The sequence below is a fragment of the Rhodococcus sp. BP-241 genome (genome assembly GCF_019836145.1).
In the GTDB taxonomy this organism is placed as follows: domain Bacteria; phylum Actinomycetota; class Actinomycetes; order Mycobacteriales; family Mycobacteriaceae; genus Rhodococcoides.
Window position 1 is genome coordinate 560,769 of record NZ_JABUEI010000001.1, and the last position, 11,833, is coordinate 572,601.

The 11,833-nt window shown below is 69.2% G+C and carries 11 protein-coding genes; 1 reads left to right on the forward strand and 10 read right to left on the reverse strand.

The window, feature by feature from the left end; genetic code table 11:
* The first annotated feature begins 95 nt into the window (after nt 1-95).
* Complete coding sequence (locus HQ308_RS02595) at nt 96-1,052, forward strand: class A beta-lactamase-related serine hydrolase (protein ID WP_222645346.1); 957 nt, start codon at nt 96-98, stop codon at nt 1,050-1,052.
* 9 nt (nt 1,053-1,061) lie between these two features.
* On the opposite strand, the gene trmD is transcribed toward HQ308_RS02595, so the two are convergent.
* The 10 genes from trmD to ftsY form a co-directional block, all read right to left on the reverse strand.
* Nucleotides 1,062-1,742: a tRNA (guanosine(37)-N1)-methyltransferase TrmD gene (gene trmD / locus HQ308_RS02600; RefSeq protein WP_056445343.1), complete on the reverse strand. Its 681-nt coding sequence runs from the start codon at nt 1,740-1,742 to the stop codon at nt 1,062-1,064.
* Between the two features lie 2 nt (nt 1,743-1,744).
* Nucleotides 1,745-2,290 carry a ribosome maturation factor RimM gene (gene rimM, locus HQ308_RS02605; RefSeq protein WP_222645347.1) on the reverse strand — a complete coding sequence of 182 codons (546 nt, stop codon included), beginning with the start codon at nt 2,288-2,290 and terminating at the stop codon, nt 1,745-1,747.
* An 8-nt stretch (nt 2,291-2,298) separates the two neighbouring features.
* On the reverse strand, nt 2,299-2,541 hold the full coding sequence (locus HQ308_RS02610) for an RNA-binding protein (protein ID WP_027505019.1): 243 nt from the start codon (nt 2,539-2,541) through the stop codon (nt 2,299-2,301).
* Between the two features lie 9 nt (nt 2,542-2,550).
* The gene (gene rpsP / locus HQ308_RS02615) at nt 2,551-3,012 is read right to left on the reverse strand and encodes a 30S ribosomal protein S16 (protein ID WP_027505018.1); all 462 of its coding nucleotides are present in this window, start codon (nt 3,010-3,012) and stop codon (nt 2,551-2,553) included.
* 194 nt (nt 3,013-3,206) lie between these two features.
* A complete protein-coding gene (locus HQ308_RS02620) occupies nt 3,207-4,271 on the reverse strand; it encodes an amidohydrolase family protein (RefSeq protein WP_222637819.1) in 1,065 nt (354 codons plus the stop codon).
* A gap of 31 nt (nt 4,272-4,302) precedes the next feature.
* Nucleotides 4,303-5,871, reverse strand: a complete 1,569-nt coding sequence (gene ffh, locus HQ308_RS02625) for a signal recognition particle protein (protein WP_056445067.1) — start codon at nt 5,869-5,871, stop codon at nt 4,303-4,305.
* Nucleotides 5,872-5,962: 91 nt separating this feature from the next.
* Complete coding sequence (locus HQ308_RS02630) at nt 5,963-8,449, reverse strand: [protein-PII] uridylyltransferase (protein ID WP_261775694.1); 2,487 nt, start codon at nt 8,447-8,449, stop codon at nt 5,963-5,965.
* Nucleotides 8,450-8,506: 57 nt separating this feature from the next.
* Complete coding sequence (locus HQ308_RS02635) at nt 8,507-8,845, reverse strand: P-II family nitrogen regulator (protein ID WP_027505009.1); 339 nt, start codon at nt 8,843-8,845, stop codon at nt 8,507-8,509.
* Nucleotides 8,846-8,848: 3 nt separating this feature from the next.
* A complete protein-coding gene (locus tag HQ308_RS02640; protein ID WP_027505008.1) occupies nt 8,849-10,210 on the reverse strand; it encodes an ammonium transporter in 1,362 nt (453 codons plus the stop codon).
* A gap of 222 nt (nt 10,211-10,432) precedes the next feature.
* Nucleotides 10,433-11,833, reverse strand: a complete 1,401-nt coding sequence (gene ftsY / locus HQ308_RS02645) for a signal recognition particle-docking protein FtsY (protein WP_222645348.1) — start codon at nt 11,831-11,833, stop codon at nt 10,433-10,435.

The following is an 11,833-nucleotide window of genomic DNA, read 5'->3' on the forward strand; positions in this document are numbered from 1 at the left end:
GTGGAGTGACGGTGCCGCCCCGGGTTCCGAGCGCCGACGCGCCCGGTACGTCCACTCTCGAATGTGGGGGCACTCGATGACAGAACGGTAGTCACGTGACAACTCCCTCGGCGCGCCTGCGACGAGCCTCCACCATGTTGGCGGCGGTGGCGCTCGCCACCACGATGGCGGCGGCCTGCGCGCAGCCGGCCGAGCCGACGGCGACGACGATCCCGGTCGCACCGGAGTTCCCCGAACCCGAGATGCCGATGGCACCGGACCTCACCGGCCGCCTGCAGCAGGCACTCGACGGCGCGGCCGCGCGCGGCGCGACGCTCTCCATCGGCTTCCTCGACCGGGAGACCGGGACGTACATGGGTTCCGGTGACAACGATCCGATCGAGACGGCGTCGGTGGTCAAGTTGTTCATCGCCGACGATCTGCTCTACCGCTCGTCGCGCGGCGAGTTCGCCCTCGACGAGGAGTCCCGTGCCCTCATCGCGCCGATGCTCTCGTCGTCGGACGACAGTGCGGCGCAGGTCCTGTGGGACGCCGCCGGTGGATCCGACGTCGTGGCACGCGTCGCCGGCCGCTACGGCCTGCCCGCCACAATCGCGTCGGCGGACGGGATCTGGTGGAACACCCGGACCACCGCGGCCGACCTGGTGCGGTACTACGACGCCGTCCTCGACGGCACCGGCGGACTGAACCCGGCGGACCGGGCGACCGTCGTCGGAGACCTCGAGGCGTTCACCCCCGAGGGGGCAGACGGCTATCCCCAGACCTTCGGCATCCCGCGGGCACTCCCCGGCGAGACGGTCCGCGGGGTCAAGCAAGGGTGGATGTGCTGCGTCGACGGTCGGTGGATCCACCTGAGCACGGGATTCGTCGGCGACGGAGAACGCTACGTGGTGGCGGTGCTCTCGCGGGAGGATCCCTGGTACGGCGCGGACGGCGGCAGCGCGGAGACGACGGCGGACACCGCGGTGACGGACGACGACGGCGCCAAGCACGCGCGCGTCACCGTCACCGGCGCGCTGAAGATCCTGTTCCCCACCGGGGTCGTCGCCTGAGAGATCGCGTCAGGGCAGGAGGTCGGGCCGGCGCTGAGCGGTACGCTCGAGCGACTGTTCCCGCCGCCACTGTTCGATGCGGGAGTGGTTGCCGGACAACAAGACCGGCGGCACGTCCAGGCCGCGCCACGTGGCCGGTCGGGTGTATCCCGGCCCCTCGAGGAGACCGTCGGAGAACGAGTCCTGTTGGTGCGAGAGCTGATTGCCCAGGACGCCGGGCAGCAGCCGCGTCACGGCCTCGGTCATCACCAGCACCGCGGCCTCGCCGCCGATGAGCACGTAGTCCCCGATGCTGACCTCCTCGACGCGCACCCGGGTCGCCGCGTCGTCGAAGACTCGCTGATCGATGCCCTCGTAGCGGCCGCATGCGAACACCAGATGATCCTCGCGCGACCATCTTTCGGCGGTGCGCTGGGTGAAGGGCACTCCGGCGGGCGTGGGCACCACCAGGATCGGGTCGGCGTCGCGCATGACGTCGTCCAACGCGTCTCCCCACACCGTCGGCTTCATGACCATGCCGGGGCCGCCGCCGTAGGGCGAGTCGTCGACCGCCTTGTGCACGTCGTGTGTCCAGTCCCGGAGGTCGTGGACACCGAGGGTCACCAGACCGTTCTGCACGGCCTTGCCCAGCAGCGCGGTACGCATGGGCTCGAGGTACTCGGGGAAGATCGTCACCACGTCGATACGCATGGTCACTCGCCGTCCAGAAGCCCTTCGGGCGGGTCGATCTCGACGGTCCGCGTCTCGCGGGAGACCGACACCACGATCGCGGACACGAACGGTACGAGCAGTTCGCGGCCGACGTTCTCGTCGGCCGGCGTGATCGACAGCAACTCCCCCGCAGCGGAGTGCAGCACCTCGCTGACCGTGCCGATCACCGTGCCCGCCGACTCGTGATCCGGAGCGAACTGCACCGTCATGCCCTCGAGCTCGTGGTCGTAGAACTCGTCCGGATCGTCGGACGGGGGTAGATCCGCGGTGTCGACGACGAACAGGGTGCCGCGCATCGCGTCGGCGGTACTGCGATCGTCGATTCCCTTCAGACGCAGCAGAAGCCGCCCGGAATGCTCCCGGGCGGCTTCCACCGTGTAGTCGGTCGTGCTGTTGTCGTGACGCGCACGGCCGTGCAGAACGGATCCCGGAGCGAACCGCTCGTCAGGATCGTCCGTGCGGACCTCCACGACGACCTCGCCCTTGATGCCGTGCGACTTGGCCACGCGGCCCACGACGAGCTCCACGTCGGTGATCAGCGATCGGTGTCGACGACGTCGACACGGATCCCACGGCCGCCGATACCCGAGACGAGGGTACGGAGCGCGGTGGCGGTACGACCGCCACGGCCGATGACCTTGCCCAGATCGTCGGGGTGCACGTGCACCTCGACGGTCCGGCCACGGCGACCGGTGATCATCTCGACACGAACGTCGTCCGGATTGGACACGATGCCGCGAACCAGATGCTCGACGGCGTCGGCGACCATGGTGCTCACAGGTGGGTCCTACTTCTCGGTGGACTCGGCGGTGGCGTCGGCGGTCTCGTCTGCCGGTGCGCTCTCGGCGTCGTCGGCCTTGGCGGCCTTCTTCTTCTTCGGCGTGGTGGCCTCGGCGACGGGCTCGTTGTCGGCGGCGGCGAGCGCAGCGTTGAACAGGTCCAGCTTGGACGGCTTCGGCTCCTTGACGCGGAGCGTGCCCTCGGCGCCCGGCAGGCCCTTGAACTTCTGCCAGTCACCGGTGATCTTGAGGAGTGCCTCGACGGGCTCGGTGGGCTGTGCGCCCACGCTCAGCCAGTGCTGCACGCGATCGGAATCGATCTCGATCAGCGACGGCTCTTCCTTCGGGTGGTACTTGCCGACGGTCTCGATGGCACGGCCACCGCGACGGGTACGCGCGTCGGCGATGACGACGCGGTACTGCGGGTTGCGGATCTTGCCGAGACGGGTGAGCTTGATTTTGACTGCCATGTGAAACGAAGCCTCTTTCGATGTGGTCGCAGGACGCGACCGCTGGTCACGGCGCAATTCAGCGATGCGCACGGCATGCGCACCCGGTTTTGCGGTGGATGGGTGTTGTGACCGCCGCTCGGTACGGAACCGGAGACGGGCGAACAGCGACTTATTCTGCCAGACGCTGCCCGAGCGTCATAATCCCAGCCCGGTCACCAGATCCGGCCGCGCAAGACCACCACGTCCGGCGCCGACAGGACGTCCGGCCCGGTTCGTGGGTCCGTGGAGTAGAACACCAGATCCGCGGGTGCGCCGTGCTCGATGCCCGCACGCCCGAGCCACCGCCGCGCCGTCCAACTGGCCGCACCCAGGGCGTCGGTCGGCGACAGGCCCACGCCCACCAGCGCCGCCACCTCGTCGGCCACCCGCCCGTGCTCGATGCTGCCGCCCGCGTCGGTGCCCGCGTAGATCGGGACTCCGGCGTCGTGCGCGCGCCCCACCGTGTCCGCCACTCGGGCGTGCAGATCGCGCATGTGATCGGCGTAGCGCGGGTAGCGGGTGGCCGAGTCGGCGATCGACGGAAATGTCTCGATGTTGATGAGCGTGGGCACCAGTGCGGTTCCGTGCTCGACCATCATCTCGATGGTCTCGTCGGTCAGGCCGGTGCCGTGTTCGATGCAGTCGATGCCGGCACCGATCAGCCCGGGCAGCGCGTCCTCGCCGAAGACGTGCGCAGTGACCCGGGCGCCCTCGGCGTGGGCGGCGTCGATGGCCCGGCGCAGGACCGCGTCGTCCCACAAGGGTGCGAGGTCGCCGACCTCGCGGTCGATCCAGTCGCCGACCAGCTTGACCCACCCGTCGCCGAGGCGCGCCTGCTGAGCCACGGCCTCGGGCAGTTGCGACTCGTCCTCGAGATCGACGGCGAGGCCGGGAATGTAGCGCTTGGGCATCGCGATGTGCCGACCCGCGCGGATGATGCGCGGCAGATCCTCGTGGTCGTCGAGTGCGCGGGTGTCGACGGGCGATCCCGCGTCACGCAGCAGCAGCGCACCCACCTCGCGCTCGGTGGTGGCCTGCGCGACGGTGCCGTCGTGATCCTCGTGCCCGCCGCCGTACGTGATACCGACATGGCAGTGCGCGTCGACGAGACCCGGAACGATCCAGCCGCCCCGCGCCACCGTGGTGGCACCGGGAACCGGATCCAGTGAAACGAGGCCGTCTCGCACCCAGACGTCCACCTCGTCGTGGCCGGGCAGCACGACGCCGCGCAGATGCAGACTCGGCGAGATGCGCACCGCGTGCTCCGCCCTACTTCTTGGGGAGCTTCAGCTGCGACAGGTCGATGCCCTCGAGGCCCGGCGGAAGCTGGTCGAGGCCCTTCGGCATCGAGGACAGATCGGGCATCCCCGCGGGCATTCCGCCCGGCATACCGGGGAAGCCTCCCCGCACGCCCTTCGGCGGTGTGGGTCCGCGACCGCCCTTCTTCCCCTTCTTGCCCTTCTTGTTGCTGCGCTGAACCTGCTTGCGCGCGCCGGGCATGCCCATGCGGCCGGCCATCGACGCCATCATCTTGCGGGCCTCGAAGAAGCGGTCGACGAGCTGGTTGACGTCGGAGACCTTCACACCGGAACCGTTGGCGATGCGCAGACGACGGGAGGCGTTGATCATCTTCGGATCGGCCCGCTCGGCGGGTGTCATACCGCGGATGATGGCCTGCACGCGGTCGAGCTGCTTGTCGTCCACCGACGCGAGGGCGTCCTTCATCTGACCGGCACCGGGCAGCATGCCGAGCAGGTTGCCGATCGGTCCCATCTTGCGGATCGCCATCATCTGCTCGAGGAAGTCCTCGAGCGTCAACTGGCCGGACCCGATCTTCGCGGCGGTGTCCTCCGCCTGCTTCGCGTCGAAGACGGTCTCGGCCTGCTCGATGAGGCTGAGCAGGTCGCCCATGCCGAGGATGCGGCTCGCCATGCGATCCGGGTGGAAGATCTCGAAGTCCTCGAGCTTCTCGCCCGTCGACGCGAACATGATCGGTCGACCGGTGACCTCGCGGACGCTCAGCGCGGCGCCACCGCGGGCGTCGCCGTCGAGCTTGGTCAGCACGACGCCGGTGAAGCCGACACCGTCCTGGAAGGCCTGCGCCGTGCTGACGGCGTCCTGGCCGATCATCGCGTCGAGCACGAACAGGATCTCGTCGGGGTTCGTCGCGTCGCGGATACCGGCGGCCTGGCCCATGAGCTCGGTGTCGATACCGAGACGGCCCGCGGTGTCGACGATGACGACGTCGTACTGCTTGGCCCTGGCCTCCGCGACACCGGCGCGAGCGACCTCCACCGGATCGGCCGCGGTCACGCCGAGGGCATTCTCGCCGCCGCCGATCGACGTGCCCGGATGCGGCGCGAAGACGGCGGCGCCCGCACGCTCGCCGACGATCTGGAGCTGACTCACCGCACCGGGGCGCTGGAGGTCGCAGGCCACGAGGAGCGGGGTGTGGTTCTGGTCCTTGAGCCACTTGGCTAGCTTGCCGGCGAGTGTCGTCTTACCGGAGCCCTGCAGACCGGCCAGCATGATGACGGTCGGCGGGTTCTTCGCGAACTCCACCCGCCGGGTCTCGCCACCGAGGATGCCGACGAGCTCGTCGTTGACGATCTTGACGACCTGCTGCGCGGGGTTGAGAGCAGCGGAGACCTCGGCGCCCTTCGCGCGCTCCTTGATCCGAGTGATGAAAGCGCGCACGACCGGCAGCGCGACGTCGGCGTCGAGCAGTGCCAGGCGGATCTCGCGGCACACCGCATCGATGTCGGCGCCCGAGAGCCGACCCTTGCCTCTCAGATCCTTGAGGCTTCCGGTCAATCTGTCGGACAGTGATTCGAACACCGATACTCCTGAACATCGCGAGAGAAGTGAAGACTCCGTCGACCAGACTAACGGTCGATCGACCCGGCGGTGGCCCGGCCCGACGCGTACCTCAGTCGTCCGACTCGGGCTCCTTCGGACGCAGGGCGGGGACGACGGCCAGCAGCGCGCGTTCGAGCTCCTCGCGCTGTGCCCGCGATCCGGCGCCGCCCTCCGACGCCCCGCTGGTGTCGACGCAGAACGCGTCCACCACCGAGGATCCGCGGGTGGTGACCTTGGCCCAGCGCACGTCGGCACCGTGCTTCTCGAAGACGGACGAGAGCCGGCACAGCAGCCCGAGCCGATCCTCGGCGCGGACCTCCACGATCACGGAGTCACCGTCCGGACCGTCGAACCACAGCACCCGCGGCGGCGCCTGCGCGTACAGCAGCACCTCCGACGAGTCGAGCGCTCCGAGATCGCCGTCCGACGCGGCGATCCGTGCCCCGGCCTCCTTGAGGTCGAGTTGCGCGAGCAGGTCGAGGTCCCCGTCGAGTGCCCGGATGAGCTCCTGGCGCAGCAGGCCGGGCTGGGGCGGCGCCCCGAAGGTGGGCGTGACGACGAAGCGGTTGATCGCGAACCCGTTCGCGCTGACCACGGACGCGGACAGCACCCGCAGCGCGGCCAGAGCGAGCACGCCCGACGCGTTGGACAGCAGGCCGAGCCTGTCCGGCGCGGTCACCGTCACCTCGAACGTGTGCGGACTGTCCGACGGCTGCAGATCGACGTCGACTCCGCCCTCGGCGGCGCGGGCCGCGAGCGCCGCGTCGATCGGATCGGGCGTCGGCAGTGATTCACCGGCCATGATCATGCGGCAGCGCCGCACGAGCTCACCGATGAGCGAGGACTTCCAGTCCCCCCAGACACCGGGTCCCGTCGCGAGCGAGTCCGCCTCGGCCAGCGCGTGCAGGAGTTCGAGCAGGATCGGATCGCCGTCCAGCGCGTCGACCACCCGCTGCACCGTCGCGGGATCGTCCAGGTCGCGTCGGGTCGCGGTGTCCGGCAGGAGCAGATGGTGGCGCACCATCGCCTCGAGCAGCCGGACGTCCGACGGCCACAGACCGAGCCGCTTGCCCACCTGCGTGGCCAGATCCGCGCCGACGATGCTGTGGTCTCCCCCGCGGCCCTTGCCGATGTCGTGCAGCAGTGCCCCGAGGACCAGCAGGTCGGGCCTCGCGACCCGGGTGGTGAAACCGCTCGCGTGAGCGGCGGTCTCGACGAGATGGCGATCCACGGTCCAGGTGTGCACGGCGTCGCGCGGCGGCAGGTCGCGCACCGCCCCCCACTCGGGAAGCAGACGCCCCCACAGGCCCGTCCGGTCCAGAGCCTCGATCGCGTCGATGGCGCGGCGGCCGGATCCGAGGACCACCAGCAGGTCGTTCAGTGCCTCCTTCGGCCACGGCTCGCGCAGTTCCGGTGCACTGTCGGACAGCCGGCCCAGGGTCGACGCGGACATCGGCATCCCTGTCACCGCGGAGGCCGCAGCGACACGCATGATCAGTCCCGGATCCTTGTTGGGGCGGGCGTCCCGCGCCAGCACCACCTCGCCGGCGTGCTCGACGACCCCCTCGTCCAGGGGCCGACGCACAGGTACCCGGCGGAGCCGCGAGAGTCCGCGTCGCGGTATGGCATTCCCGGCGGTACGCAGGCCCACGTCCGTCGAGTAGACGATGGTGCGCGCCGAATCACTCAGTACGCGTGCGAGATCGAACCGATCGCCGATACGGAGCGCGGCGGCGATCTCGTCCGCGTCCTGCGCTCGCAGCTGATCACGGGCACGGCCCGCCACCCGGTGCAGCTCGGTACGGACGTCGAGGATCCGTCGGTGAGCGAAATCCAGTCCACCGCCCGGTGATTCGGGCCCGAGGCCCGGCATCGCGTCGGTGAGCTGCGCGATGGAGAGCGCGTCGAGCAGCTGCACGTCGCGCAGTCCGCCGCGTCCACTCTTGAGATCGGGCTCGGCCCGGTGGGCGATCTCGCCGCTACGCCCCCAGCGAGTGCGGGTCAGCGCGTGCAGTTCGTCGAACCGATCGCGGATCCCGATGCGCCACTGACGCCGGGTCCCGTCGATCAACATCGAACTGAGTTCGGCGTCGCCCACGATGTGTCGGGCGTCGAGCAGACCGAGGGCCGCGGTCATGTCGTGGGCGGCCACGTCCAGAGCCTGCGGAACCGTGCGGACACTGTGATCGAGCTTGATGTGCGCGTCCCACAGCGGGTACCAGAGTTGGTCGGCCACACCGCTGACGAGCGCGGGATCGAGATCGTCGTGCAACAGCACCAGGTCCAGGTCCGAGTACGGCAGCATCTCGCGGCGACCCAGGCCGCCGACGGCGACGATGGCGAATCCGCTGTCCGGCTTGATGCCCACCTCGGAACCCTTGGTGGTCAGCCAGAACTCGTGCAGATCGACGAGCGCCTGGCGCAGCGCCGTCGCGTCCAGTCGTCGATTCCGGCCCTGGCCGGCGAGCAGTTGCTCGCGCGCTCGGACGAGATCCGCCGCTGCTTCGGAACCTCCCACGGGGCTCACTCCTTCTGGTGTCGTGTCGCCGAGAAACAGATCGGCCGCGGATCCGCCCCGTCGAACGAGGCGGATCCGCGGCCGGACTGACGGGAACTACAGAGCGTCGGAGCCACGCTCGCCGGTGCGCACGCGCACGACGGCCTCCACGGGCGAGACCCAGACCTTGCCGTCACCGATCTTGCCGGTACGGGCTGCCTCGACGATCACCTCGACGACCTTGTCCACGGCCGCATCGTCCACGACGACCTCGACGCGCACCTTGGGAACGAAGTCCACGGAGTACTCGGCACCGCGGTAGACCTCGGTGTGGCCCTTCTGTCGGCCGTACCCCTGTACCTCGCTCACGGTCATACCGAGAACGCCTGCCTGCTCGAGAGCCGTCTTGACGTCCTCGAGAGTGAACGGCTTGACGATTGCAGTGATCAACTTCATGTCTCACGCCTCCTTGCTGGGAACGCGTCCCAGTGTTGACCCACCGAGTGCCGCAAAGTCGTAGGCGGTCTCGGCATGTTCCGATTCGTCGGCTCCCATGGATTCACCATCGTCGTCGATCCGGAGGCCCACGGTGTACTTGACGATGAGCGCGACGATGGTCGTACCCACCAGAGAGTAGAGCAGCACCGCACCGGCACCGACTGCCTGACGCCACAGCTGGTCGAATCCGCCGCCGTAGAACAGCCCCTCGACACCGGCCGGCGCCTCGGAGGTGGCGACCAGTCCGACGAGCAGCGTGCCCACCAGACCGCCGACGAGGTGGACGCCGACGACATCGAGCGAGTCGTCGAAACCGAACTTGAACTTCAGGCCGACGGCCAGTGCGCAGAGCACACCGGCGACGACGCCGATGACGAGTGCACCGAGGATGTTGACCGAGGAGCAGGCCGGGGTGATGGCCACGAGTCCGGCGACGATGCCCGACGCACCACCGAGACTCGTCGCGTGCCCGTCACGGATGCGCTCCGTGAGGAGCCAGGCCAGCATGGCTGCGGCCGTGGCCGCGATGGTGGTGACGAAGGTGGCACCGGCGATGCCGTTGGAGCCGACGGCGGAACCGGCGTTGAAGCCGAACCAACCGAACCAGAGGAGGCCGGCACCCAGCATGACGAACGGCAGGTTGTGGGGGCGGAACGGAGTACCCGGCCATCCCTTGCGCTTGCCCAGGATGACGGCGAGCACCAGACCCGCGGCACCCGCGTTGATGTGGACGGCGGTACCGCCGGCGAAGTCGACCGCCGCGAGCTTGTTGGCGATCCAACCACCGGTCGTGGTGGTGACCTCGTCGAAGGAGAAGACCCAGTGCGCGACCGGGAAGTAGACGAGGGTCGCCCACAGTCCGGCGAACAGCAGCCACGGTCCGAAGCGCATGCGGTCGGCGACAGCGCCGGAGATGAGCGCGACCGTCAGGATCGCGAACATGGCCTGGAAGGAGACGAACACGGTCGCGGGGATGGTGCCGACGAGCGGGATCGCGGCATCGGTGAGCACACCGGCCTCGTCCTCGGACGCGAGGTACGTTCCGCCGATCAGGCCCTTGAGCCCGAAGTACTGGAACGGGTCACCGATCAGGTTGCCCTTGTCCTCGCCGAAGGTGACCGAGTAGCCGTACAGCACCCAGAGAACGCCGACGACGCCCATCGCGCTGATGCTCATCATGATCATGTTCAGCACGCTCTTCGCGCGGACCATGCCGCCGTAGAAGAACGCAAGACCCGGAACCATGAGCAACACGAATGCCGCGCTTGTCAGCATCCATGCGGTGTCACCGGTGTCGGGCGCACCGATAGTGGGAAAATCCACCTTGAGCCTCCTCCTTCTTCCTCGCCCCAGCCGATGGCGGCTGACGACCTGAGGAGAAGGGTGCTCACTCGACGTTTCGGCGACGACACTGCGGTGTTTCGTCGGTGTGAACGCACAGCCGAATCATGTTGCGACCGTGTTGCGTCTCGGTCTTTTCACCCGATTCGGCCGCCGAGGACTCGACGAGAGTCGAATTCTCGGCGGCACGAGCGGGGCTCGCGGTCAGCCCAGAAGAGCGTCGACGAACGCGCCGGGCTCGAACGGAGCGAGGTCGTCGGCGCCCTCACCGAGGCCCACGAGCTTCACCGGGACACCGAGTTCACGCTGCACCTGGAACACGATGCCGCCCTTGGCGGTGCCGTCCAGCTTGGTCAGCACGACGCCGGTGATGTCGACGACCTGAGCGAAGACCCGGGCCTGCGCGAGACCGTTCTGACCGATGGTCGCGTCGAGCACGAGCAGGACGTCGTCGACGGGCGCCTTCTTCTCGATGACGCGCTTGACCTTTCCCAGCTCGTCCATCAGTCCGGTCTTGGTGTGCAGTCGGCCCGCCGTGTCGATGAGCACGGCGTCGACTCCGTCGGCGATCCCGCGCGTCACGGCGTCGAACGCGACGGCGGCCGGATCGGCGCCCTCCTTGCCGCGCACCACCTCGGCACCCACGCGCTCGGCCCACGTCTGCAGCTGGTCGGCCGCCGCGGCGCGGAAGGTGTCGGCCGCGCCCAGCACGACCCGACGACCGTCCGCCACCAGGACGCGGGCGAGCTTGCCGGTCGTCGTGGTCTTGCCGGTGCCGTTGACGCCGACGACGAGCAGGACCGACGGCCGGTCACCGTGCGGCAGCGCACGGATCGAGCGGTCGAACGACGGGGTGAGCTGCTCGATCAGCACCTCGCGCAGCAGGGCGCGGGCCTCGGGCTCCGTCCGCACGTTGCGCACGGCCATCTGTTCACGCAGCGTCGCGACGATCTCGGCGGTCGCCGCACTCCCCAGGTCGGCGACGAGGAGGGTGTCCTCGACCTCCTCCCACGAGTCCTCGTCGAGGTCGCCGCCACCGAGCAGTCCGAGCAACGACCGGCCCACGGCGTTCTGCGATCGCGACAGTCGACCGCGCAGCTTGGTCAGGCGGCCCGACGTCGGCTCGATCTCGTCGAGCACCGGAGCGGAGCTCGGCGGTTCTGCGGGCGTCTCCTCCTCCACCGGAGGGACGACCACGGGCGGGGTCTCGACAGTCGGTGCCTCCGTGGCCGGAGCGGGCTCGTCGAGCACCGGGTCCGGCAGCGAGATGTCGGTGATGCCCCGCTTGGGTGCGTCGCGAGGAACCGACGCGTCGTCACCGACCCGCGGCTGATCGTCGGTGTCGGTGCGCTCGAGGGTGGGTTCGGGGATCGGCTTCCGGGGCGCCGGCTCGGGCGGAGCCGCCGTGCCCTGCGAGAAGTCGAATCCGGTCCCGGCCTTGTAGCCACCCGATCGGTCGACCTCGCGGACCTGCTCGGTGGTGTCCGGACGGGCCAGGGAGATGCGGCGACGACGCTGCAACACCAACCCGACGACGAGCACGACGACGAGCAGTGCGAGGACGGCCGCCACGACGATCCACAGTTCGGTAGTCACGTCGACCAT

Excerpts from the sequence above, each read along its gene's own strand:
- trmD (WP_056445343.1), bottom strand. The coding sequence starts at position 1,742 with ATGCGTATCGACGTGGTGACGATCTTCCCCGAGTACCTCGAGCCCATG.
- rpsP (WP_027505018.1), bottom strand. The coding sequence starts at position 3,012 with ATGGCAGTCAAAATCAAGCTCACCCGTCTCGGCAAGATCCGCAACCCG.
- HQ308_RS02635 (WP_027505009.1), bottom strand. The coding sequence starts at position 8,845 with ATGAAGTTGATCACTGCAATCGTCAAGCCGTTCACTCTCGAGGACGTC.
- ftsY (WP_222645348.1), bottom strand. The coding sequence starts at position 11,833 with ATGGTCGACGTGACTACCGAACTGTGGATCGTCGTGGCGGCCGTCCTC.